Here is a 22,434-nt window from a genome sequence, read left to right on the forward strand (position 1 = left end):
CAAGACAAGTCATTGATCAATAATTATCAATGACTCCGCCCAATGAAGATGCTTTTATCAACGGCTTTTTGATAATCTCTGCTACTTCACTCTTTGTGCCATAAATGACGATTCCTAATACTTCTACATCATCTGGTTTCATATCTTTCATCTTACTATAGGCTTTCTCATGGTCTATATATGCACTCGTCTGTAAAAGCTTTAAAAAGTTAGTATATCCACCTTTAAAGTTGTTAGCGGAGGGGATTGCAGTGTTAATTGAGAAACCTAAAGCTCCATGCTCTCGCACAAAAGTCGATGACCAATCGTGGTTTTCTGCCTCTTCTTGCATGATCCCTAATTGGCTTTCGCTGTAGGTATTCAACCAGAACCAAGTCATTTCTGGAAGTCCGTATAAAGGAAGTTCACTAAACGTATAGGGCTTATCAAAAGAGAGGGCTACTTCATAGATTTTATCACCTTCCATTTGAGTAATCAGGTCTTCATCGTTATTATATTTTTTATACGTTACATCTGGATGGAAAAACAGCATTTCGCGCCATCCATTTTCTTTATATGTAAACTGCCAGTCCTCACCAGTGATTCCAATACTGCCACCATGACCTCTTGAAATTAATGAGGCGGATTTCAAACCATAATAATATTGACTTTGTTCGGTTACAATTGACTTTATCTTCATATCCTTGGAAACTTTATAATGACTCTGGCCACCTACTATTCCATTCGAATCCACCGTTTCACTAATATAACCATTCGGAGTAGTAAGGCGAACGTAAGCATCCCATTGCTTATACGCCTTTTCACTGTAGTAGGTGGAAATAGCGAAATTGGCAACAGTTAGTACGACAAATACTATTATTGAAACGAAAACGATTGTAATGATTGTCTTTCTTTTCCCTTTTTTTAATGCCTTTTTAATCCTCTTTTCATCAAATATATCCTCTGTGATTTCATCCATTTGTATTCCTCCACTTCTCTTGGAAATCCTTCCGTGCTCGGTATAAATATGTTCGAACCGTTTCTTCCTTCATTCCTAATAATAGGGCGATTTCTTTATAACTCAGCTCAAGCTCATATTTTAGTACAAGTAACTGTCTATACACTTCCTTCACTTGATTCAGTACTAGAGAAATCTCTTCATTCATCTCATTATGTAAGACACTTTCCTCAGTATCTTCGTCATTCGAAAAGTTGCTCCAGAAATGAAGCTCATTGATTGAAATGATTTGTTCTTTTCCTTTTTTCTTCAATGTCTTTTTGAATTCATTCATAGATATGGTGAAGATATAGGAGAGGGCTTTGTCAGATGGAACTCCGCTGCTATAAGCGATATACTTCGTATAACTTTCTTGCACAATATCTTCCGCATCTTCATGACTACAACCATTCTTTCGTAAATAAAAATAAATCATTTTTGCCTGTTTGTTATATACCTCCAACAAAAACCGAGAGTCCATAGCTCCTCCTTTCTAACGCCCTTCACTACTAAAGAGTCTTTTGGATTGAAATAGTGTACAACTAAATTAAAAATAGTGGTTAGAAACGAGTAAATATATATCTCGCGACACATTTTTTGCCAAGTGCTAAAGACAGGATTAGTTTATACTTTCTGAATGAGAGTTGATAAGAAACAAATTTTTCGGAAATGAAATGTTATACTTATTCAAATTGACTAAATTTGAATAAGTTCGATAACAGTATGGAAATATAGCTGTGCTGTATCACAACGTAGCAGTCGCAACGAAACATAAACGGCGCGTATCGAAAGATAAATGCATCGTATCACAACGTAATAGCTTCGTATCGAAACGTAGCAGTCACAACGAAACATAAAAGGCGCGTATCGAAAGGTAAACGCATCGTATCACAACATATCACCTTCGTATCGAAACATAGCTGCGAATTACCAAACGCTTCAAAAGAAAAGGAGGGGTTGAATGTTAAATCGGGTCATTCAACAGTTCAAACTGAATGTGTTAGCGATAAACGAGGTTGAGGATTCCCATAGTTCCACAGTTTATAAATGCAATTTGACTAACGGGGAAAATGTCTTTTTGAAAATACCTTATACAAAATTGAAGTGTCAGCGAGAGTTGGAAGCCTATGAGATCTTAAAAGATCGAGTTTCCATTCCTAAAATGTTAGATTATTGGCCTGGTAATGAGGAGTGTCCAGGTGCGTTCTTATTATCCGAATTAAAAGGGCAACCGCTAACAAATAAGGACTTACCTTTAGTAGCTTTTCAGGTTGGGGTTCTTCACGCGTCTATGCACCAAATTCAGCCGCCTACTACGTTACAGTTAACTGGCATTCAAAATGAATTTCCGGACTGGTCTAATTTTGTAGAACGTCAATTTTATAGTTTTGCTGCGGATGTAAAGGAAGTTTTGGATGAAAGATTATACAGACAGGCTATTGAAAAGTTTGAGAATATGAAACTACAGCTCCCTCCTTCAGATGGCCCGAGCTTTATTCATATGGATTTTCGTCCAGCTAATATAATTGTTGATGAAGATAGAGTGTCAGGCATGATAGATTTTGAAAGTGTACGATTTGGCTCAACAGAAATCGATTTCATCAAACTGTATCGTGATTTTTTAAGCTTCGATATTAGCTTGTATCGGTCCTATCAAGAAGGCTATGAGACGATAAGACCACTAATTGATTTAGAGGTTGTGTTGCCTTTTTATCAATTTACTGATGCTTTTAATAGTATCGGCTGGTGTAAACGCCGTGGAATTGAAAAGAACGCGTCATTTCTTAAGGAAAATCTTTTAATCCTAAAAAAAGTATTACGATAAGCCATATAGAGCGCGAGAAAACTGCACACGTTCTGTGCTTATATCAAGTCATTTAGTCAAACTTTCGGAACCATTCACCAACCTTCTTCATCTTGAAGGCAGTATTGAGGAAATAACAAACTAGGTGGGCTCTCCACCTGAAATCCCGAAAATTCGAGATCCTTTTCTATTGCAAGTCTTTTTCATGGATAATATCCCTGTGAATGAGGTTATCTTTCAACTGAAATATTACCAGGGAGTGCGGCAAAAGCGTCTGGATGAGATGACACAAACGGTACAGGAAGCATGGAAATCAATTCAGGAGCGGCAAAACATGACACCTCGAATTCTTATATCTTCTGCTGTGTTGCGTAGAGGATTGGAGCAGGAGGTGCAGTACATTAAATGGTGTGAAGAAACCATCCAGTTAGTTGAAGCATGCAAATCACTATGGGATGCGGACGCTTCACTGGATTCTATGTTGCCGTTTGAAGAGGCTAGGGATTTAATGGAAGAATATTTTAACGCAGCTGTTGTTCTAGAGGAAGATTGAATATAGGCAGATGTCCTGAGGAGAAGTTCGAGTTTTTGGATAAAGGAATCCCAAAACAATATTACTAACAGCTTAAACAGCAATTGTTTTGACGACTAATCTATAATGAAAACAACAAATACGCCCGGAGCTTCGAGCGCATTTGTTGTTAAGAAGGGCGTATTTATTACTACACAATCGCGCCCGATTATTGAAGCTGCTTATCTTTCTTTTGTTCATATCTAAGTGCTTTAAAATTTAGATAAATAGTATATCCAACAGCTATGAGCAACAGTATAATTCCATATCCAATCTCTAAATCCAACCAATACGTAGATAATATTATCGTTATAGAAACAATGATAATTAACAGTAAGCTAGACCGATGATATTTGTTCATTACGTCTCCTCCTAACCCTAAATTGATTCTAATAGCACCCGATTCTTGCACAACTTTGTCGGGTTAATACATCTGTTAGGTGAAGAGGGACTAAAGATCTTTATTCTTGATTAAAGTGCAATAACTTATCTAACAATATATCCGATTCTTTGAAACCGTATCTTGTTAACATTATTAGTTCTATCGCTTTTTCAGGTTTCTCTTGATAAAACTTAACAATCATTTCACAATGTGCCAATGCCAAGTGTTCTGTAAGCATTCGTGCAAATTGACCGAGTATTTCTCGATGGTCATCTTTCACAGATTCCTCAGAGAAATATGTTGCGGAGACATAGTTTGCACGTTGGTCATCTTCCTCATAAATTAAATTAGGAATTTCAAAATCATCAAATGTGGCAGGTCGGAATTCATCTAATATAGCTAAAGCATAATGTTGGTCGCTAATTCGAACATCCCACACTTCAAAGTCCCTTAATCTAATTTTACGTTCAAAATAATCAATCAAACTATATGTCTCCTTTCAATTTTGCTGATAATCCTTCAATATCTCTTGTTTTTTTAACTAAACTGACCCGAACGCAGCAAAGCACTTACGCAAGAATCGCGCCCGTTAGCAGTGGTATTTACTTCATGCCATTTAGTTCTTTTCTAATTTCTTCAGACAAAATATTGGGACTTGTTATTTCATAAAAATGACCATCAATCATTTGCAAAACATTATTGTAACCTAGAACGAATCCTGTTGTTTTCTCAATTCCCTTATCGTCATAAAGTATTTTGACTTCATAACTCATCATTGGTGTAGACTTAACCTTTCTAATCTTCATTTCACTTGTTTCATCGACAATATTCATTAGCTGTGCCTCAGTCAAATTGAATTCTTTATCAGGAAATTGACGGTCTTCAACTGTTATTTCAGTAATGGATTTATGATCAAATCCATTTTTAAAAGCTTCGCCAAAAGTCGTTTTTTTATTGTTTTCTAGATACAAATAAAAACTAATACCTAAAATTAATACCAGTAGACCCGCAACAATACTCTTTTTCATAGTCTTCTCTCCCAACTGATTTCCTCAGTAGCTACCTAACAAAATGGCCCGTTAGCGGAACATTGCCTTTGTTCATAAACCAATTACTTTCCATTCAAGTATAGCATTTATTTTTTTGGATTTCATGATTATTCTGCTTATTTTTTTAAAGAATAAGTAAGCGATTAAAATTAGACCGTAATAAAGTTTATAGAAAGAAAAAATAGTGCGAAAAATGAATGGAATATAAATTCCTTTTTCTTTAAAGTCTATAAATCCATATGCATATACTTATTTTCGTTCTTGTTCCACCCGAACTTCTTCTCCGCGCAATGCATACCAGCTGTAAAATCTGGCCGCTTCGTTGACAGTCACGTCAGGTAAACTAGCATGCCGCACGGGTTGCGCGCGGTTGACAAGCCCTATTGTGGCGAGTCCTGTCCATTGTTGTAATTTTGTCCGTTTAACCGATACTTCTACGATTTTATCGCGGCGCGTCAAGTATGTGGTCTTTCCTAAAGTCCCTTCGGTGAATTGGATGAAGCGGTCTGTTATCGCGTAGGATGTGTTCCAGTAATTCGCGATGCGTGCAAGCACGAGCACTGCAAGAAGACTAATTGAAATCATCCACCATACATTCGGTTTATCAAATAGGTTCGTTCGAAAATACGTAAGTGCTGCTGTTACAATGAGCCAGAACCAATACGGCTTCATGATTCTCACAACTAATGATTTGCGTGGAAGTTGTTTCAATTCAGTACTCACTTCGTAGTCGGGCAACATTTCCTCAATCATTGAATACGCACCTTTTACCGGCAGGAAAGGGTAGAGTGTACTCACTTCATCATCGTCACTCCCAAGACTACCCGCGCTGATCAGTTTCACTTCTGCTAACCCAAGCAACCGTTTCATAAATGACTGTGAAATTTCTATCCCTTGAACACGTTTCTTCAGAATCGAAAAAGCAGACTCATCCAACACACCTTTGGATATATATATCCGTGCATCGTCCGAAGCAATTTCATACTTACCATATGTAATGAATGTCCGGATATAGCCGATTGTGAAAGACACAATAATTAACACCGTTGCAATACCCGCAATGACCCACCCAGAGGTTAATAAGGATAAGACCCATCCCTCGACAGCCTCTTCAACGTCAAATAATGCGTTAATTTTAGAAAAGGCGGACGCGGCAATGACAATTAGGAACAAAAAACTGAGGGACGTGAAAGATGCTTTAATGACATCTTTGCGCGTCGGGGTGAAATGGATGACGCGTTCTATTTCTCCCTTATCCATTTCCATTAAATGAGCATCCGTATCTGGAACTTCGACAGGTTTAGTACTAGCTTCTTTTACTAACGATTCCAATCGATTAGCTTCATGTTGTGTCACTGCTTTGAACTCGACTTTGGCATCAACCCCGGTGGCTCCGGTTTGGAATGAAACCGACGTCATGTGGAACAGTTTGTGCAAAAACGATGTACGCCTTTGGACATTCTGAACCTTTTCATAATAAATGGTGCGCTCCGTCTTTTGGAAAATACCTGCTTTCAAATGAAATGCCTGTTCATCTGCGGCATACCGGTTGGAAAACCATTTCAGCAGTAACGAGACTAGCGTCAAAGCGGCTCCGAATAACAAAGCCCATCGACCAATACGGACGAGCATTGATTCCGAACCATAATTAAAAACGAACAACATTATCGCAAAAATGGCCACATTTTTCACGAAGCCATATAAATCAAATAGAATTGTCGCAGGATGATACCGTTTAAATTCCATTATTCATCCACCTCCTGAATTTTCGCAAGATGGGCAATCCGGTTTCTTACGTCAATGGCCACTTGTTTTGGCAACCCTGCAATGGCGTGAGTAGAGCCCATTGTTTCAATAGCGATCGAATACAAGTTGAATCGCCTTAGAATGGGTCCTTGATGTGTTGAAACCGCCTGGATCTTTGCCATCGGAACGAGCTCATGCACTTCGTGGAAGGCACCTGATTTTAATTGCAAAAATTCTTCCGTCACTTCATAACGGGTATTTTTAAACATGAAAAATGGACGGAATCCAATTGACCAAATGGCGCCGGCTACAATTATGGCAGCCACAATTAGGAGAAGCCAGTTGACCCAGTCCGGCCATGCGAAATAGATGCTAACTCCATATAGAATCCCAGCAATGACCACTTCGATGGCAACGCTGATTAAAGCGCTCCATCTCATTGCGGGAATAATTTCTTTCGATAACCGTTTTGATGGTTCTTCAATAGATGCAAACATGGTAATGCCCCCTTCAATAAACCTTTATACTCTTTACGATGAAAATAAAGAAAAGTTTCATTGGAAGGACATATAGGATAGGATATTGAAAACAGAGAGCATAAAAGTGAAGGCTCTCTGTTTTTACTATGAACTTGTTCTTTAATTCACATGTGCCCATTCGAGGACATCTTGAAAGACAGTTCCATGCTCGATTTGCGCAATCGGGTAGGATAGCGGATCATATTTTAGTCTGATTTGCATGTTCGGTTCAATCGCGTCTATATTTTTATCGATGTGGAACCAGGCAGCGTATCCGGCATCCACTAATTCTTCTGCTGCCCATCCTGGATTGGATTCAACTTCTATTCCGTAGGCAACAAGAATTTGATGGGGTTCTATAGCGACTACAGTTCCTTTTAGCTCTGCATATTTAGCGGAAGAGTCAAATGAAGTAATGGCTTTCCCCTCTATGAAATTGGTAATGGACTGTTCATGTTTCTTTTGAAACTGGTTTAACACTTCACTATGTGTCTTGCTGTCATCTGGCGGATGCTGTTCCAGCCAATTCACAGCTTCCGCATTTTGGAATGTCCACTTGAGGATTTTATGGAAATAGTCTTCATACGAAATGCCGAATACCTCTTCTTGCATAGCTTCCTGTTGTTCATTATCCATAGTCGAATAGAATGTTTCTTTTTCCTGAATTATTTTTTCATCAATGGCCATCGTGTCTTCTAAATAACCAAGAGATTTAGCATAATCGACAATTGCATCTACATGTAGTAAACCCTGGAGTACATCTTGTTCTAATTCCGGGCTTTCATTTCCGTCCTTTTGCATTAACTGAAGCTGATAGTCATAGATGAATTCATTTACTTCATAATCATCTTTATCTGCAGTGGACAGCCCGTCTTGAAACACATTGAACGTAAAGAATAGAATCGCAGCTGTGACGATAGCAGTGGCCATTAGCGGAAAGGGATTCCGTCTTTTCGGTTTGCGCCGACCGGAAAGGATTCTCTGCTTCAATTCTAGTTTGTCATTTGTCATATTTCCGGCAACGGCATCCAAACTCTTTTTCACTTCATTCAATTGAAAGCACCTCCCAATAATCAGCTTGCAGATCGATCTTCAACAATTTCCGCGCCTTCACCATTCTAGCCTTCACTGTGTTTTCCGATAGACCGAGGAGAGTGGCAATTTCTCGTATTTTGTATTCCTCGTAGTAATAAAAGATAATAATTTCTCGGTACTTAATCGGTAATTTCATTATGGCGATTGCAATATCTGTTTTTTCTTCATTCAAAATTAAAGGATCTTGTTGCTTCTGTATTGTCTCAATCCATTCATTACTAAACAAAAGATTGCGGAACGACCAGCTTCTTAGATGGTCTTTGCAACGATTGACTGTTAATCGCGTAAGGTAAGCACGTAATTTGCCTTGTTCCTCATAGTTCGACGAATCATAAAAGGAAAAGAACACGTCCTGCACGATATCCTTAGCCATTTCGCGATCTCTCAAATAGAAGTAAGCCATTTTCAGTAAATGTGCTCCATGTTCATCGATAATCTCTTCCAATTCCCCCGAATCCATTCTCTCACCGCCCCTTCTACTCATGTTAACGGAGCTCAGGCGTGAAAGGTTGTCGTTTTGTGAAATAAGTGCAGAGAAGTTTGAGAAAATGGCGTATTTCACTAGTTAGTAGGTCCCGAAATTTTTATATAATTTCTTATCCAATCGATATACACAATTATCCGATTGATAAAATGCGCTACTCAATCGATATATATACAAAAATCGAGAAGACTAGCTTCAAGAAACGATTATGCTATGTATATAAATAGACACAAACAAATAAAAGTATGCAACGGACGATAATCCGTTGCATACTTTTATTTGCTCTCTGCAATTTTCTTCAATTCCATCGCTCGATCTACGAGGAATTTCCGCATGTAACGCTCTAGAAATAAGCTATCTGCTATTTTTCCGATGAATCCGAGTGGAGAAGTATACGTAAAATTATCTTCCATGATCGTTCCATTGCCACTTTTCCTAAATGTATGCACATGGGTAAACGATTGAAACGCCCCGGAAACCATCACATCTGTAAATGAATAAGGGGTATCCATCTGAATAATTTTAGCTGTGAGCCGTTGCTTGATTCCAAAATGAACGGCTTCCCATGTAACTGTGTCACCGAGTTGCATCAACCCTTCTGTTACACCGCCAATTGCCCGTTCTTTCGTTTTGGCCGTCGTTACGGTATGCACGTCCACATTGCGAGCAAGGTCAAAGCATACATGGATGGGCGCTTCAATATAGACTTCATGATGAATAATGAGCATTTCATTCACAACCTCTCTTACAAATAGTGTACGAAAAATCACGTATCGCATGAAAAAAGCACAACCCGCAATAGAAGGTTGTGCTTCAGTCTTAGTTTCCGTTGTAGTGAATTGGAGATCCAGGTCCGAGATCGATGCCGAATAGCATCCAGACGATGAGTGTAATGCTCCACACTAGCAGGAAGAACATAGCGTACGGGAACATGACAGAGATCAGTGTCCCAATACCCATTTTCTTATCGTATTTTTGTGCGAAAGCAATAATAATCGCAAAGTACGTCATTAGTGGCGAAATGATATTCGTGGATGAGTCAGCAATTCGATAAGCCATTTGTGTCAGCTCCGGTGAATAGCCAAGCTTCATCATAATCGGTACGAATACCGGTGCCATCATTGCCCACTTTGCAGAGGCACTACCAATGAATAGGTTAATGAATGCTGCAATGACGATGAATAATAGTATTAGTGGAATACCGGTTAAGTTAATACTTTCAAGGAACTTTGCACCGTATACACCGAGTACTAGTCCCATGTTCGACTCTGAGAAGAATGCGACGAACTGGCTCGCTGTAAAGGACAATACGATGAATGTCCCCATTGCAGCCATTGTTGCAGACAGCATTCTTGCAACATCTTTGTCATTCCGAATTTCTTTCGTCACTTTACCATACACGAGTCCTGGAACGAAGAACAGGAACGCGATAATCGGCACAAGTGATTTCATGAATGGTGATTTAATAATCGGCATGTCCGCTTCGTCTCCACGAAGAGGCGCACCTGGTAGTAGAACAAGCAAGGAAACAAGGATTCCTGCAACGATTACTGATAGAAGTGCCCAAAGAAGACCCTTTTTCTCGATAGATGTAAGCTTCTCCACCTTTTCACGGAATTCTCCGTTATATTCGCCTAGACGCGGCTCAACAATTTTCTCAGTTACCCAAGCTCCGACTAGTGTTAGAACAAGAACAGAAGCCGCGATGAAGTAATAGTTCATGGCGATGTTCATGCCGTCTGCATACGCTGGATCAATGATTGCCGCAGACATGATTGTTAATTCCCCTAATAGGGCATCTGTTCCAGAAAGCAGCAAGTTGGCGCTGAATCCACCGGAAACACCCGCGAATGCGGCGGCAAGTCCGGCAAGCGGATGACGGCCGAGTGCAGCGAAAATGACGGCGCCCAATGGTGGAAGTACAACATAACCAGCATCAGAAGCAACACTGGACATGACACCCGCGAAAACAAGCCCTATCGTAATCAGACGTTTTGGTACGGACATGACAAATCCACGAAGCATCGCACTGATCAGACCCGAACCTTCGGCTAATCCGATCCCGAGCATCGTAATAAGGACGACGCCAAGTGGTGCGAAGTTGATGAAATTTGCAGTCATATTTGTAATGATATAATGAATGCCTTCTACGGTGAGAAGGTTTGTAACTTCAATGGCCTCTCCTTCTTTACCGGGATGCGGAACACTGATCCCGAAGGAAGAAACGACAGCAGATAGTACAATGACAAGTAACGCAAGCAATGCAAATAGCGTTACGGGATGTGGTAAGCGGTTTCCAGTTGTTTCGATCATATCTAAAAACTTTTGGAAAAACCCTTTACGTTTCGTTTGCATGGGAAACCCCTTTCTCCTGATGAAATACAATTAATTATTCTGACAATTATAACCCTTCTTAGTCAAACCTTAGTATAATGAAAATCATTTGAAATTTGAATAGGTTTTCAAAATGACTAACTATGAAGAACTATCATATTAGTGTTACATATTTATGTAAGCTTAATGAGAAGGCGTTTGTGATAAAAATAATAATAAAGTCAGTTTCGTTGGATAATTAGAAAAAGGAAAAATAATTCATTGCATAGTATAACGAATTTAATCCTCATCATTACGTTACGGTTCAGAGACATCTTCCCACAACTCTTCAATGAAGTCAGCGATGTATGCACAACTTCTAACTATTCTAGCTGTATCAATCTTAATTACTTTTGTTGTGATGATTTCCAATTGGAAATTCTGACTTTTATTCAAAAACAAGCACTCTTAACGGATAAGGGTGCTTTTTCATTATATGATTACTAATCTTATGATTAATTATCGGAATCTTGAAACTAAAATTAGTACTACACGTATTAGTATGAAGGGATGTTTCATTTCTTCTTTACTTTTAAATAGGGGGAGTACGGATGGTTTTGGGAAATGAGTACTTAAAAGTTGTGGAGGAACGATTTCAGGCAGTGAAAGATCTTGGGGATAAGACAATCGATCAGTTGGCGGAAGACGATCATCAATGGAGTTTTAACGAAGCGTCGAACAGTATTGGCGTTATCGTCAAGCATTTGAGCGGGAATATGAAGTCCAGATGGTCTGACTTTTTAACGACGGATGGAGAAAAACCTGACAGGAACCGCGATCAGGAGTTTGAAAATGATATCTCTTCTAAAGAGGATTTGATAACTACTTGGGAAAGTGGTTGGATTACACTATTCAACACATTAAATGGTTTGACAGTAGAGGATTTACTGAAGCACATAGTGATTCGGGGTGAAGACCACACCGTTTTAGAGGCAATTGAAAGACAAATGGCACACTATGCTTATCATATTGGACAAATTGTATATATTGGAAAGCAATTGAAGGGTGAAAACTGGCGTGAACTCAGCATTCCAAAAGGAAAATCAGAAGAATATTTGCGAGAGAAGCTCAATAGCGCCAGTCCAACTAATGTGAAAAATGAAATTTGAATTATTGGGCACTCATACCGTAGTTATGTGCCACAACTGGATGTATGGATGAAAAGTTGTGGGGGATTTTGCTATGTTTGGTAAGGAACAGTCGACAAAAAGTATCATAACGAATGTAGCTGTGGCAATACTCGTCGATGGAGGGCTTATATCTTACAAATATCTCTACACACTAAAAAATCATTGGAACTATATCAAGCAATGGCATTTACGGACGATATGGCCGACATTGAAAAGTTATTCTTGGACGGTTACGATGTCAACCTTACAAAAGAGGACTTGCAATATTAAGCCTGTATTCAAGAATCGGGCCAGCATGCAAACTGTTGCCATCCGTTCCAGCACACGCTTTCCGCGGGCACGACTTCAGCCAAGCGAACAGCAGAGGGTTCGCTTTAACGTATTTCTGTGTTCTTTACAGAAATTAAGGCGGGAATGCTCGAAAAGTTCCAGCTTTATCTCGCAAAAGCCATTCTTCGTTCTGGCTTTCGCTGATCCCTACGGAGTCGGCCATCTTCCGCTTCGAGCAACGGAGCTTAGTTATAATAAAGCACGTATTCAAGAATCGGGCCAGATTTTAGAAGAACAATTGTAAGAATTTCTTATGTGTTAGGAGAAATCATATGAGTCCAAGAGAGCTGATTTACTTTTTTGTAATTGGAGTTGCAGTATTAGTTGCGATAACAATTCTGTGGTTTATTTTTAGAAAGAAAAGAAGAATAGCAATTGCGTTTACGAGCATCCTAGTCTTAGGATTTATCGGATACGTTCTCTATTTTCCTACGATGAAAACGAATAAGCATTCAGAGGCGTATGAAATCGTAAGTGATTATCTAGATAAAAACTACCCAAATAGGGTATTCACAGTTGTACCGGAACATTATGAAGCTGGATATACGGTTGGTGATTTCAATGTAAATGATATAGAGACGCCAACAATCGGTGTGATCTTACGAGTCGATAAAGATAAAGTGAAAGAAATAGGAACTTGGTCAAATCTTGAATATCCGATACAGCAAGATCTTTGGCGTGAAATCCAATCGTTTTATGAAAGTCCTTATTCATTAAATAAAGACCTTGCGGAAATAACTAAAATAGATGAATGGATTGATGGTGAGCTGACAGCCTTTGCACTAACCGTTGATGATAAGCCTGCCATTGCCCTATTTAATTACTCAAAAGCAGGTTATGGCTTATTGGATTTTCAAGAAGGAGAGCGTGAAGGTTTCGTTATTATTGAAAAAGAGGGTTACGTATTTATCTATGTAGATGAACGCTATCAAGGAAGAACAGTTTCAGTAAATTTGGTAGATAATAAGGAATTCACTTTCAATGTCGACCAGCAAAAAGGACAATTAATCATCGAGGAACAACAGTAATGATTATCTAGCTAGTTCGCAATCGGGTGCGTTTAACACTATTCCAGATACGGGGGCAATTCTGGAGTAAGGATCTGTACCCGTTCAACAATAGGGCCAGATTATGTAAAGTGGGGTGGAAATGGCTATGGAGGAAAAAATAATACATACAGAGAATGGGAATATACATTATTGGGTTGGGGGCAATGAATGTATCGATATAAAATGTATTTTTTTTGTACATGGTATGACTGCTGATCACTCTATGTTTGATAAACAAGTTGAGTATTTCAGTAACGAATGTAAAATTATCACATTAGATCTTCCTCTTCATGGAAAATCCCGTCATTACACGGATTTTACATATTCAAACATTGTAGAAGTACTGAAAAACATATTGGCTTTAGAAGACCTGAGTGAAGTTATATTAGTAGGTCAGTCTTTAGGTGGGTATGTTTGCCAAGAGTTTGGAATTCGCTACCCTGAAAAAGTAATAGGCTTTGTTGGAGTTGACACTACTCCTTTTGGCCATTATTACTATCCGAAATGGGAAAGGTTTATTCTATCCAAAATAGGCTTTTTATCGTCTATGTTTCCTTATAAGACTTTAATTAAAAGTATTTCTAAGGGGGCAACTAGAACGGATTATGCTTTTGATAATATGTATTCTTCGGTTTCTAAACTAAGCAAAGATGAAATTATTAACATTATGAACGTAGCCTATAAGGAGTTACTTAAGAGAACAGAAGCAGTCAATTTCAATTTCCCAGTTTTATTAGTGATTGGAGAAAAGGATAATACAGGAAATGTGAAGAAGTATAATAATAAGTGGGCAACTCAGAACGGATATCAATTAGTTGTAATTAGTGATGCTGCTCATAACTCGAATGTTGATAATTACAATGAATTCAATAATGTATTAGCAGGCTTTTTAAACCGACTGTAAAAAGCAACTGTTCTTCATTTAAACAATCTTAGGTGCATTAATGGAACATTGCCTTGCAACAATATGACGAAAAAACAGAATGAGTAGCGAGGAATGAATGTAATTCACAATTTTTTACGGGGGGATTTATGAAAACTCACTATTATTTAGGTTGGTTTAGCAATCTCTTTCCAGAGAGTCTGGGCAGGGTGTTACAGATGGATATCACTGATCGAAAATCGCTTGTAATGATTAGCTCGAATCCATCTATTTATGAAGATGATGGTGCTACCGAGCGCTCTTGGCTTGACCAGGCTGGCATTATGTTTAATGAATATCATTTAATTAATTATCGCGTACAGAAGGAAGATGCCCAAAAGTTAATTCATAATGCTTCAGTCGTTTTCTTGTTGGGTGGAAATATTCTTAAACAAAATGGTTTTTTGAAGGAATATGCATTATCGGATTTGATAAAAAAAAGCAGCGCAGTTGTGATGGGAGCAAGTGCTGGTGCGATCAACATGTCCGCTAAATGGTTATGCTCGAAAAACTTTGGAGATAAAGTTGAAGTAAGCTCTGTTTACGATGGAATCGGCCTTGATAACTTTTCTGTCCTGTCTCATTTTGATCTAGAAAATAATATGGAGCTCGTTCAAAGCGAACTGTCTCCCTTATCGGAAGAAATGAATGTTTATGCATCGAACAAAGATTGCGCAGTACGTGTAAAGGGAGACAAAATCGACATTTTCGGCAATGTATATTTAATTTCCCACTCAGAGATTCAGAAATTAGATGAGACGATCTAGTTATGGTAATTGGCTCTGGTTTAATTGAATTAATATCTTTAAGCAAAACTTTACAGAACGATGTTCCGTAAACAGGATGCACTTCTGGAATAAGAGCTGGGCCATAATATGACAGTATTAGCAAGAGAGAGGAGAGGTAATGTAAATGAAAAACAAGTGGTACGGGTTATATGCCGCGTTATTAGGCATTGTATCTATTTTTACAGGTGAGATTGTAACTTTCGTGATGCTTGGTTTTATATTAATAGCTTTAATTAACATCAACACGACTTTGAAAATGAATTTCAAAAAAGATGATCGACAGAATGATAGTGCTGAATAAATTTTACATTTAAATACTGTCAACACGTACAGATAACGGTCACAATCGTTTGGATACGTAAATAAAGTAATCGCATTTACATCGGAAATCACTAGTAGTAGTAAATGGACCAATCGTTAAGAAGTGATAATGAAAAGAATGAAAAATGTACCGTGAAGGGTAACTACTTCTTGTCATTTCAACCGATGGTAATCTCAAACGGATGGGGATTTAATAAATGAAAAAGTGGTCTTGGATACTAATAATAGCACTAACAGTTATCCTTACTGGATGTAGTAATAATAATGATAATTCGGCATGGGTACCAGATAGCCCATTAAAAACAACTTCCCTAATGAATCAATATGCAAGGGACGATAATTACGAGCAATTTAAAAAGTTACTACAAGAAGGTAACGACGAAGAAAGTATAAAGAAAATGTATGACACAGTGAAGCAAACTGCAACTGACAGTTCAAAGATTAATAATTTCACTTTAGTCACCTTTGATAATGGCAAAACAGTACTTGTGCATTTCATACCTGCAGCTACTGAAGATGGAGTAGTGCTAATTCAAGATGTTATTGAACTTCCAACCGAAATTGCATCATATATCGATGATGAATTAAACAAACGATTTGAGAGGTAAAGCGGTACCTCTTTCATTAGTAAAATCCACTCTTCTATTTCTGAATTCGGGTACACATTTAATGACAATAATGTAGTGATCGTTTTATAAGTTAAATTATTTAACTATTTAAAAAAAGTCTCTCCGGAAAGTGAGACAATCGTACACTTTAATAAAGGAGATGATGGAAAGTGAAACTGAATTTCTTTGATGCCTTGAATCGTATAATCCTAACATTATTGCTCGTTTATGATTTTTTTCCAAATGTCATTCCATTTATAAATATACCAAAGTCAATACTTACTGGACTTTTGATACTGACCTTTGTGATAAGCATCTTTACAAATCGCTTTCAAAAACACCAGTCTTCACGCCTTACTTTTAAGTGGCAATTACTATCTACTGGATACATTCTCGCACTGATCATTATTTTCACTTTAGTAGGTGGCGTTTCACAAGTAGGTATATCTTTAACGAACCCTTTCTTATGGATTGTATTGGTTATTAGTATTTTCGATAGTGTAAAAGTATATAAGGAAGTGAAAGTAAGTCAGCTTAACACTAAAACGTAGAATACGACTATTTTTTGTAGGAAGTAGATTCCTCCATATATACGACTTGTGATGAGTTTGCTTGGCCTTAATTTGGTGTCTACTACAGAAAGTGAGACAGAGATACTTAGCTCCATTCATATTCACAAAATCTATTCTTCGTGACGGCATTATCCGAGCCTCACAGAGTAGCTGCCTGCACTTCAACCAATGGAGTGAAAGATTTAGTCTAAAGTAAATTATTTAGATAAGTGGTGATGGGTATTAATCAACTGATACGAATAAATAACAATAAAATTGAAGTGCAATACAAAGGTAATAGTGGTCCGCTGATCGTTATTCTTACGGGGATGGGTTGTTCTTTTGATGAGTGGTATAACATTATCGAAAACGTATTTCAAAACAATAGAATATTAACGTTTCACCGGCAGGGACTTGGTCAAAGTGAAATTGGTGGGAATATAAGTGGCACTGAAAAGACCGTTCAAGATTTAGTCGGTTTGCTTGATCATTTTGAAATTAAGGAACCGATTTATATAGTAGGGCATTCCTATGGCGGTTTATGCGCTCAACATTTTGCTAAGGCATATCCCGATAAGGTGGCAGGGGTAATTTTGGTGGACTCGACTTCAGTTGAATTAAAAGTTCTGGACCAGCTAGAACTGCCTGTCTTAAATAAAGAAACGGATGAAGTCTGGGTTGAGAAATGTTTAATTTACGCGACAAAAGACAAAGAGAAATTACGGAAAATTATCAAACCATCGTTGCATGATAAACATCGTTATTTTCCTATCGCTATTCAACAGAGAATACTTGATTTCCAAGTTAACCCATCGCTGTACAAAGCAATGGCAATTGAAATTAGGGAATGGAAAAATGATGCGGAAATTATTAAGGACATGGGAGACTTTCCAGACATTCCATTAATCGTAATTGGACGTGATAAAGAGTTTGCGATTAAATCGGAGTTGAAAACAGGGGTACCTCTATGGGAGTTAACAAAGTTTGAAGAGAAGTGGGCGGAGTTAATTACTAACCAAGCCAAACTATCTACTAAAGGTGAGTTAATCATTGCTAGTAACTCGGGACATTCTGTGTTCCTTGATCAACCAGATCTGCTTATCGACTGTATAAAACAAATTTCTAGCAAATAGATATTCCATTAACGTGCATAGTTGTTTACTAAACATTGGTCCAGTATAGCGTTGTTTTGTTACATATCGTATAGAAATAGTGAAAGGTGGGTGTAAATTGTACAGTGATTTTTACGCGAATTTCAGTTCGATTGTTATTGCTTGGTCCTTCTGGTGGGTAGGTCTACTTTTATTTCAACGGATTGCGAATCGATATCCTGAAAAAAACACTTGGAAGAAAGATGTGATTTTATCTTTATTTCAAAGTGTATTCGTTGTAATTTCTCTTCCCATCTTGGCCTATTTCATCAAACCGTAATTAGCAGGTTATTTTAGATTGCTGGAGGAATGAGAATGGTTACATTTGAAAAAATCGACTTGTTAATAAAAAATGGAATGAACGAAGAAGCATTGCAGTTATTGCATGATTGTAAAAGAACACAGATATTGTCGACAGATGAAATGGGTTGGATGTACTGGAATATCTCAGACATATCTGCTGTCCAGCGAAAACCTCAGGAGGTTTATGAAAATCATGTAGAATTTGTAAAATGGGGGAAACAAGCTTTGTTTCCTCATAAACTGCATTAGATTGTATCGGATGCAACGCAAGCTCTCACATTATCCCTTGGTGATTACTTCGATGAATGGAAGACCTGGTATTTATTTGCTTGTGAACACTCAACGAGAACTGAAGAAAATAGGGGAGTCAGGTTTGAAAGTCATCGCGCAGCTGCTCAATCTCTATTAGTTCTGGAGAGATTTACAGAGTTAGAAGTTCCTTTAAAGAATATGTTGGGTGTAATTAATGAGGATGAAAAATGGGGAAACAATATCTTTGCTGGATTAACGTATTATACACTTTTGGCAGAGCAAGCTTTCAATCTGAATCAGACTGAAATTTTTAAGGAAGCCGAAAAAAACATAAAGAATTTAACGGACAGGGTTAAAGAAGTGATCCAAACAGTACCGGACGAAAAAGATAAAAGTATGTTGGGAAGTTGGGAATCTTTTAATTCTTCAAGACTGACAAAGAACTCCATGACTGTCTTGCTCCATAATGGTGCTTGTACCTTTCATAAGATTGGAAGGTATGAAGAAAGTGCCGAAACATTCCAGCAGGCACTTCAAAACGGGGTTAACATTACAACGTACGGTTTGGCATTACTTTTGTCTTCACTATGGAAAGCAAATAAAAAAAATACAGAGGTATTAGAAGCCTTTGCTAAGTATTCGCCCGAAGGATTAAGCGTAAATGAATTGATTAAATTCGATTTAGATCTAACGGAGATAGAATGGTAATTATTAAAATATATCAAAACACCCCACCGATACATGTTGCTACGGTGGGGTGTTTGTCTAGAATGAATTGAATCAGATCAAGTCTTTAACAGCCTTCGACATCGTTGCGCCATCTGTTTTTCCTGCTAGTGCCGGTTTGGCAATCTTCATGGCTTCTCCCATGTTCATGCCCTTAGTAACTCCTGCTTCCGAAAGCAGTGTTTTCACTTCTTCTTCGCTTAGTTGTTTCGGCAAGAATGTCTTTAATAATTCCAGTTTCTTCTCTTCTTGCTCGATTAAGTCCTCACGCTGTGCCTGCTTCGCGCCATCTAGTGCCTGGTTCGTCTGTTTAACTTCACGGTTGACGATTGCGATTTCCTCTTCTTCCGTTAAGACATCCCCTTTTTCCTTTTCAGCGGAATCCAAACCTGATTTCAGAAGTGTGAGCACACCTTTAGATAGTGTGTCTTTCTCCCTCATTGCTGTTTTTAGTTGTTCAAACACAGTTGTCTTTAACATAGTCAATCTCCTCTCTTTGAGTTCATAGGAAGTAAATGTCACAAAGGTTTTGTATAAAAAGTATAGAAGAGTTGTGCAGCAAAATCAATTTTCGCTTCTTTTGGATAACGATTTTTGTAGAAGTGACAGACTGGATTGAATACATTTGGATGACTCTGGCAACGATGGATAGAAAGCGGGAACTATTAAAAGGAGGAATTGAACATGGCAGATAATCCGAACGATTTGACTGAATATAAAGGAATGAGCCGCCGTACGTTCATGAAGAATACAGGCCTAGTCGCGGGTGGAGTAGTCGGAGGCGGATTACTAGGTGGCCTGTTGACAAACCAAATGCAACAGAAGCCGGAAGTCCAGTCCACAACGGAGAGTGGTCAGATCCAAGATGCCCGCGTGTTTTTTAGTCGCGGACAAGACTTTGCTATTTTATCGGCGGCAACTGAACGTATTTTCCCGAAGGACGATATAGGTCCAGGAGCAATCGAGCTTGGTATTCCGTACTTTATTGACAAACAATTGAGCACAGAGTGGGGTATTAATGCAAAAGAATATATGAAAGGTCCATTTGCCGTCTATACGACGAATACGGGCAATCATAATGTCACGAAAAACCAAGATAAACAAGGACCGAACGCTGAAACACAAGTACCTGCTCCGACACCGCGTTACCAATCGAAAATGACACGAAGTGAAATTTTCGTCACAGGTCTTCGTGAAATGGATAATGTTGCGCAACAGGAGTTTGGTGAAAGTTTTGTCAAGCTTACCGGTGAACAGCAAGATGACGTGCTTCGCATGTTCGAGGAAGGGAAAGTCGAATTGAAAGGTATTGGCTCTAAGAACTTCTTCAATCTGCTTTTGCAAACGACAATTGAAGGCGCGTATGCGGATCCCGTGTATGGTGGAAATAAAAATATGATGGGTTGGAAGATGAAGGAATACCCGGGCCCACGTGCTAGTTATATGGCTCAAATTGAAGTGGATGAGTTCGTAAAGTTGGAACCACAAAGTTTAAGAAATTATCAAGGTCATTAATGGGAGGATATACGTATGGTCACTAAATTAGAAAAAGTGGATGTCGTAGTCGTCGGAACAGGATGGGCGGGTGGCGTTATAGCAGCCGAACTTTCAAAGGCAGGTTATAAAGTAGTTGCATTGGAACGTGGTAAGAACCAAACGAGAGATGATTACATAGGGGTGAAAGATGAGCTACGTTATACAAACCGCTATGAAATGATGCAAAACCTTTCTTCTGAAACAATCACTTCCCGTAATAATTTAGATGAAGTGGCGCTCCCGGTCCGTACGCGGAAAGAAATGATGGCAGGAAATGATCTCGGCGGTGGAAGTGTTCACTGGGCGGGTGCATCCTACCGCTGGACTCCGTATGATTATGAAATTCGAAGTAAAACAATTGAGCGTTATGGGGAAGCCAAAATTCCTGAGGGGATGACGATTCAGGACTGGGGTATCACTTATGATGAAATGGAAAAATACTATGATCGATGGGAGAAAACTGCTGGTATTTCAGGTGAACCGGATCCGCTTGGACCGAATCGTTCCAGTGATTATCCAAATCCCCCAATGAAAGAATCACCGCCAATAAAATTATTTAAAGAAGCGACTAAGAAACTAGGCTATCACCCTTATCAAGTAGCAGCGGGCAATTTATCACAGTCGTATACAAACCCTGACGGTGAAGCGATGAATGCATGTATGTATTGTTCGTACTGTACACAATACGGGTGTGACTTCGGAGCTAAATCGGATCCGCTTGTTACGGTGCTTCCAACAGCGATGAAGACTGGGAATTTTGAAGCAAGGGTTGGAGCAAATGTCCGCCGTGTCCTATATGAAAATGGCAAAGCGACAGGAGTCCTTTATGTGAATACATTGACGGGTGAAGAATATGAACAACCCGCGGATGTAGTTGTATTGGCGGCCTTTACTTTCACGAACAACCGCCTTCTCTTATTATCCGGTATCGGAGAGCCGTATGATCCGAAGACGAGAAAAGGTGTTATCGGTCGGAATTACAATGGGCAATTCAACATTACATTCCTTGGCGCGCGTGGCTTCTTCAATGAGAAAAAATTCAACTACTATGCAGGTGCAGGTGCATTAGGTGGAGTAATCGGGGATTTTGCGGCTGATAACTTTGATCATACGAATGTAGACTTCATTAACGGCGGCGGAATTGAAATGAGGCAATATGGGTCGGGGGCGATTGCGACTAACAAAGTGCCAAGTGGGACTCCGGGGTGGGGCGCAGAGTTTAAGAAGAACTCGATTCATTACACTAACAGATCGTTAGTCGTTTGGTACACGTCTGCTAATATGTCTTGGTGGCATAACTACCTTAGCCTTGACCCAACATATAAGGATGATAATGGTGATCCACTTTTGCGTGCAACGCTCAAATACACTGATCAAGACCGAAACATTGCTAAATTTGGTATCGGAAAATGCCGTGAAATAATGGAGGCAATGGGCGCGGATATTGTCGATGAGGATGAAGTGCCAGAAGAGTTCGACCACATCTATGATGGTGGACATTACGCAGGTGGCGTTATCATGGGGGCAGATCCTAAAACTTCTGCAGTGAATAACTACTTACAGATGTGGGATGCAGAAAACATTTTTGTTGTGGGGGCTTCCGCTTTCCCGCAATTCGCAGGACATCATCCGACAGAAACTGTTGGCGCATTGGCTTATCGAGCCGCGGAAGGCATTGAAAAGTATTTGAAGAATGGCGGTCTATTGGTCACACGCAAAGAAGTTGGCAGTCATGTGTGAATGAATGGCATACCTTAACACACTCGTTT

27 protein-coding genes are annotated in these 22,434 nt (G+C 38.9%); 15 read left to right on the forward strand and 12 right to left on the reverse strand.

Annotation, left to right across the window (positions count from 1 at the left end; genetic code table 11):
• Positions 1 to 16: 16 nt before the first annotated feature.
• The gene (locus tag QWT69_RS00770; protein ID WP_317968034.1) at positions 17 to 958 is read right to left on the reverse strand and encodes an anti sigma factor C-terminal domain-containing protein; all 942 of its coding nucleotides are present in this window, start codon (positions 956 to 958) and stop codon (positions 17 to 19) included.
• Entirely contained in the window at positions 951 to 1,457 is a 507-nt protein-coding gene (locus tag QWT69_RS00775; protein ID WP_317968036.1) for an RNA polymerase sigma factor, read from the reverse strand. Before QWT69_RS00775 ends, QWT69_RS00770 begins: the two co-directional genes overlap by 8 nt.
• 480 nt (positions 1,458 to 1,937) lie before the next feature.
• Here QWT69_RS00775 and QWT69_RS00780 point away from each other — a divergent pair, with 480 nt between their 5' ends.
• Together QWT69_RS00780 and QWT69_RS00785 are read left to right on the forward strand one after the other, a co-directional pair.
• Positions 1,938 to 2,801, forward strand: a complete 864-nt coding sequence (locus QWT69_RS00780; RefSeq protein ID WP_317968038.1) for an aminoglycoside phosphotransferase family protein — start codon at positions 1,938 to 1,940, stop codon at positions 2,799 to 2,801.
• A gap of 124 nt (positions 2,802 to 2,925) precedes the next feature.
• Positions 2,926 to 3,333 carry a virulence activator alpha C-terminal domain-containing protein gene (locus QWT69_RS00785; protein WP_317968040.1) on the forward strand — a complete coding sequence of 136 codons (408 nt, stop codon included), beginning with the start codon at positions 2,926 to 2,928 and terminating at the stop codon, positions 3,331 to 3,333.
• Between the two features lie 479 nt (positions 3,334 to 3,812).
• Here the strand turns inward: QWT69_RS00785 and QWT69_RS00790 are convergent, their stop codons facing one another.
• The 9 genes from QWT69_RS00790 to QWT69_RS00830 form a co-directional block, all read right to left on the reverse strand.
• Complete coding sequence (locus tag QWT69_RS00790; protein ID WP_317968042.1) at positions 3,813 to 4,217, reverse strand: hypothetical protein; 405 nt, start codon at positions 4,215 to 4,217, stop codon at positions 3,813 to 3,815.
• A 118-nt stretch (positions 4,218 to 4,335) separates the two neighbouring features.
• A complete protein-coding gene (locus QWT69_RS00795) occupies positions 4,336 to 4,761 on the reverse strand; it encodes a hypothetical protein (RefSeq protein WP_317968044.1) in 426 nt (141 codons plus the stop codon).
• A gap of 270 nt (positions 4,762 to 5,031) precedes the next feature.
• Positions 5,032 to 6,528 carry a PH domain-containing protein gene (locus QWT69_RS00800; protein WP_317968046.1) on the reverse strand — a complete coding sequence of 499 codons (1,497 nt, stop codon included), beginning with the start codon at positions 6,526 to 6,528 and terminating at the stop codon, positions 5,032 to 5,034.
• On the reverse strand, positions 6,528 to 7,025 hold the full coding sequence (locus QWT69_RS00805) for a PH domain-containing protein (RefSeq protein WP_317968048.1): 498 nt from the start codon (positions 7,023 to 7,025) through the stop codon (positions 6,528 to 6,530). The genes QWT69_RS00800 and QWT69_RS00805 overlap by 1 nt, the downstream gene beginning before the upstream one ends.
• A gap of 141 nt (positions 7,026 to 7,166) precedes the next feature.
• On the reverse strand, positions 7,167 to 8,099 hold the full coding sequence (locus QWT69_RS00810) for a hypothetical protein (protein WP_317968050.1): 933 nt from the start codon (positions 8,097 to 8,099) through the stop codon (positions 7,167 to 7,169).
• Positions 8,092 to 8,601 carry a sigma-70 family RNA polymerase sigma factor gene (locus tag QWT69_RS00815; RefSeq protein WP_317968051.1) on the reverse strand — a complete coding sequence of 170 codons (510 nt, stop codon included), beginning with the start codon at positions 8,599 to 8,601 and terminating at the stop codon, positions 8,092 to 8,094. Before QWT69_RS00815 ends, QWT69_RS00810 begins: the two co-directional genes overlap by 8 nt.
• A gap of 299 nt (positions 8,602 to 8,900) precedes the next feature.
• Positions 8,901 to 9,353, reverse strand: coding sequence for an SRPBCC family protein (locus tag QWT69_RS00820; RefSeq protein ID WP_317970833.1), 453 nt, complete (start codon positions 9,351 to 9,353; stop codon positions 8,901 to 8,903).
• 91 nt (positions 9,354 to 9,444) lie between these two features.
• Positions 9,445 to 10,980 carry an AbgT family transporter gene (locus QWT69_RS00825; RefSeq protein ID WP_317968053.1) on the reverse strand — a complete coding sequence of 512 codons (1,536 nt, stop codon included), beginning with the start codon at positions 10,978 to 10,980 and terminating at the stop codon, positions 9,445 to 9,447.
• A gap of 276 nt (positions 10,981 to 11,256) precedes the next feature.
• A complete protein-coding gene (locus QWT69_RS00830; RefSeq protein ID WP_317968055.1) occupies positions 11,257 to 11,394 on the reverse strand; it encodes a hypothetical protein in 138 nt (45 codons plus the stop codon).
• A 155-nt stretch (positions 11,395 to 11,549) separates the two neighbouring features.
• On the opposite strand from QWT69_RS00830, the gene QWT69_RS00835 reads away from it, so the two are divergent.
• From QWT69_RS00835 to QWT69_RS00885, 11 genes are all read left to right on the forward strand, one after another.
• Positions 11,550 to 12,107: a DUF1572 family protein gene (locus QWT69_RS00835; protein WP_317968057.1), complete on the forward strand. Its 558-nt coding sequence runs from the start codon at positions 11,550 to 11,552 to the stop codon at positions 12,105 to 12,107.
• A gap of 73 nt (positions 12,108 to 12,180) precedes the next feature.
• Positions 12,181 to 12,702 carry a hypothetical protein gene (locus QWT69_RS00840; RefSeq protein ID WP_317968059.1) on the forward strand — a complete coding sequence of 174 codons (522 nt, stop codon included), beginning with the start codon at positions 12,181 to 12,183 and terminating at the stop codon, positions 12,700 to 12,702.
• 28 nt (positions 12,703 to 12,730) lie between these two features.
• Complete coding sequence (locus tag QWT69_RS00845; protein ID WP_317968061.1) at positions 12,731 to 13,486, forward strand: hypothetical protein; 756 nt, start codon at positions 12,731 to 12,733, stop codon at positions 13,484 to 13,486.
• A 121-nt stretch (positions 13,487 to 13,607) separates the two neighbouring features.
• Positions 13,608 to 14,411, forward strand: a complete 804-nt coding sequence (locus tag QWT69_RS00850; RefSeq protein WP_317968063.1) for an alpha/beta fold hydrolase — start codon at positions 13,608 to 13,610, stop codon at positions 14,409 to 14,411.
• Positions 14,412 to 14,539: 128 nt separating this feature from the next.
• On the forward strand, positions 14,540 to 15,196 hold the full coding sequence (locus tag QWT69_RS00855; RefSeq protein ID WP_317968065.1) for a Type 1 glutamine amidotransferase-like domain-containing protein: 657 nt from the start codon (positions 14,540 to 14,542) through the stop codon (positions 15,194 to 15,196).
• A gap of 145 nt (positions 15,197 to 15,341) precedes the next feature.
• Positions 15,342 to 15,518 (forward strand): hypothetical protein, encoded by a 177-nt coding sequence (locus QWT69_RS00860; protein WP_317968067.1) that lies wholly within the window; start codon positions 15,342 to 15,344, stop codon positions 15,516 to 15,518.
• Between the two features lie 217 nt (positions 15,519 to 15,735).
• Complete coding sequence (locus QWT69_RS00865) at positions 15,736 to 16,146, forward strand: hypothetical protein (protein WP_317968069.1); 411 nt, start codon at positions 15,736 to 15,738, stop codon at positions 16,144 to 16,146.
• Between the two features lie 787 nt (positions 16,147 to 16,933).
• Positions 16,934 to 17,830: an alpha/beta hydrolase gene (locus QWT69_RS00870; protein WP_317968071.1), complete on the forward strand. Its 897-nt coding sequence runs from the start codon at positions 16,934 to 16,936 to the stop codon at positions 17,828 to 17,830.
• Positions 17,831 to 17,927: 97 nt separating this feature from the next.
• On the forward strand, positions 17,928 to 18,128 hold the full coding sequence (locus tag QWT69_RS00875; protein ID WP_317968073.1) for a hypothetical protein: 201 nt from the start codon (positions 17,928 to 17,930) through the stop codon (positions 18,126 to 18,128).
• A gap of 35 nt (positions 18,129 to 18,163) precedes the next feature.
• Positions 18,164 to 18,400, forward strand: a complete 237-nt coding sequence (locus QWT69_RS00880; RefSeq protein ID WP_317968075.1) for a hypothetical protein — start codon at positions 18,164 to 18,166, stop codon at positions 18,398 to 18,400.
• Positions 18,401 to 18,601: 201 nt separating this feature from the next.
• The gene (locus QWT69_RS00885; RefSeq protein WP_317968077.1) at positions 18,602 to 19,111 is read left to right on the forward strand and encodes a hypothetical protein; all 510 of its coding nucleotides are present in this window, start codon (positions 18,602 to 18,604) and stop codon (positions 19,109 to 19,111) included.
• A 72-nt stretch (positions 19,112 to 19,183) separates the two neighbouring features.
• On the opposite strand, the gene QWT69_RS00890 is transcribed toward QWT69_RS00885, so the two are convergent.
• Positions 19,184 to 19,609, reverse strand: coding sequence for a GatB/YqeY domain-containing protein (locus QWT69_RS00890; protein ID WP_317968079.1), 426 nt, complete (start codon positions 19,607 to 19,609; stop codon positions 19,184 to 19,186).
• Positions 19,610 to 19,813: 204 nt separating this feature from the next.
• Between QWT69_RS00890 and QWT69_RS00895 the strand changes: the two genes are divergently transcribed.
• Positions 19,814 to 20,644 (forward strand): gluconate 2-dehydrogenase subunit 3 family protein, encoded by an 831-nt coding sequence (locus QWT69_RS00895; RefSeq protein WP_317968081.1) that lies wholly within the window; start codon positions 19,814 to 19,816, stop codon positions 20,642 to 20,644.
• A gap of 15 nt (positions 20,645 to 20,659) precedes the next feature.
• Positions 20,660 to 22,405 (forward strand): GMC family oxidoreductase, encoded by a 1,746-nt coding sequence (locus tag QWT69_RS00900; protein ID WP_317968083.1) that lies wholly within the window; start codon positions 20,660 to 20,662, stop codon positions 22,403 to 22,405.
• Positions 22,406 to 22,434 lie beyond the last annotated feature (29 nt).

It is taken from the genome of Sporosarcina oncorhynchi (assembly GCF_033304615.1).
Classification (GTDB): domain Bacteria; phylum Bacillota; class Bacilli; order Bacillales_A; family Planococcaceae; genus Sporosarcina; species Sporosarcina oncorhynchi.

Bases quoted from the DNA above. Each gene is read 5' to 3' on its own strand.
- QWT69_RS00890 (WP_317968079.1), bottom strand. From the start codon at position 19,609: ATGTTAAAGACAACTGTGTTTGAACAACTAAAAACAGCAATGAGGGAG.
- QWT69_RS00845 (WP_317968061.1), top strand. From the start codon at position 12,731: ATGAGTCCAAGAGAGCTGATTTACTTTTTTGTAATTGGAGTTGCAGTA.
- QWT69_RS00770 (WP_317968034.1), bottom strand. From the start codon at position 958: ATGGATGAAATCACAGAGGATATATTTGATGAAAAGAGGATTAAAAAG.
- QWT69_RS00835 (WP_317968057.1), top strand. From the start codon at position 11,550: ATGGTTTTGGGAAATGAGTACTTAAAAGTTGTGGAGGAACGATTTCAG.
- QWT69_RS00900 (WP_317968083.1), top strand. From the start codon at position 20,660: ATGGTCACTAAATTAGAAAAAGTGGATGTCGTAGTCGTCGGAACAGGA.
- QWT69_RS00800 (WP_317968046.1), bottom strand. From the start codon at position 6,528: ATGGAATTTAAACGGTATCATCCTGCGACAATTCTATTTGATTTATAT.
- QWT69_RS00775 (WP_317968036.1), bottom strand. From the start codon at position 1,457: ATGGACTCTCGGTTTTTGTTGGAGGTATATAACAAACAGGCAAAAATG.
- QWT69_RS00825 (WP_317968053.1), bottom strand. From the start codon at position 10,980: ATGCAAACGAAACGTAAAGGGTTTTTCCAAAAGTTTTTAGATATGATC.
- QWT69_RS00895 (WP_317968081.1), top strand. From the start codon at position 19,814: ATGGCAGATAATCCGAACGATTTGACTGAATATAAAGGAATGAGCCGC.
- QWT69_RS00840 (WP_317968059.1), top strand. From the start codon at position 12,181: ATGTTTGGTAAGGAACAGTCGACAAAAAGTATCATAACGAATGTAGCT.
- QWT69_RS00865 (WP_317968069.1), top strand. From the start codon at position 15,736: ATGAAAAAGTGGTCTTGGATACTAATAATAGCACTAACAGTTATCCTT.
- QWT69_RS00850 (WP_317968063.1), top strand. From the start codon at position 13,608: ATGGCTATGGAGGAAAAAATAATACATACAGAGAATGGGAATATACAT.
- QWT69_RS00805 (WP_317968048.1), bottom strand. From the start codon at position 7,025: ATGTTTGCATCTATTGAAGAACCATCAAAACGGTTATCGAAAGAAATT.
- QWT69_RS00870 (WP_317968071.1), top strand. From the start codon at position 16,934: ATGGGTATTAATCAACTGATACGAATAAATAACAATAAAATTGAAGTG.
- QWT69_RS00795 (WP_317968044.1), bottom strand. From the start codon at position 4,761: ATGAAAAAGAGTATTGTTGCGGGTCTACTGGTATTAATTTTAGGTATT.
- QWT69_RS00880 (WP_317968075.1), top strand. From the start codon at position 18,164: ATGGTTACATTTGAAAAAATCGACTTGTTAATAAAAAATGGAATGAAC.
- QWT69_RS00815 (WP_317968051.1), bottom strand. From the start codon at position 8,601: ATGGATTCGGGGGAATTGGAAGAGATTATCGATGAACATGGAGCACAT.
- QWT69_RS00780 (WP_317968038.1), top strand. From the start codon at position 1,938: ATGTTAAATCGGGTCATTCAACAGTTCAAACTGAATGTGTTAGCGATA.
- QWT69_RS00860 (WP_317968067.1), top strand. From the start codon at position 15,342: ATGAAAAACAAGTGGTACGGGTTATATGCCGCGTTATTAGGCATTGTA.
- QWT69_RS00885 (WP_317968077.1), top strand. From the start codon at position 18,602: ATGTTGGGTGTAATTAATGAGGATGAAAAATGGGGAAACAATATCTTT.
- QWT69_RS00855 (WP_317968065.1), top strand. From the start codon at position 14,540: ATGAAAACTCACTATTATTTAGGTTGGTTTAGCAATCTCTTTCCAGAG.
- QWT69_RS00820 (WP_317970833.1), bottom strand. From the start codon at position 9,353: ATGCTCATTATTCATCATGAAGTCTATATTGAAGCGCCCATCCATGTA.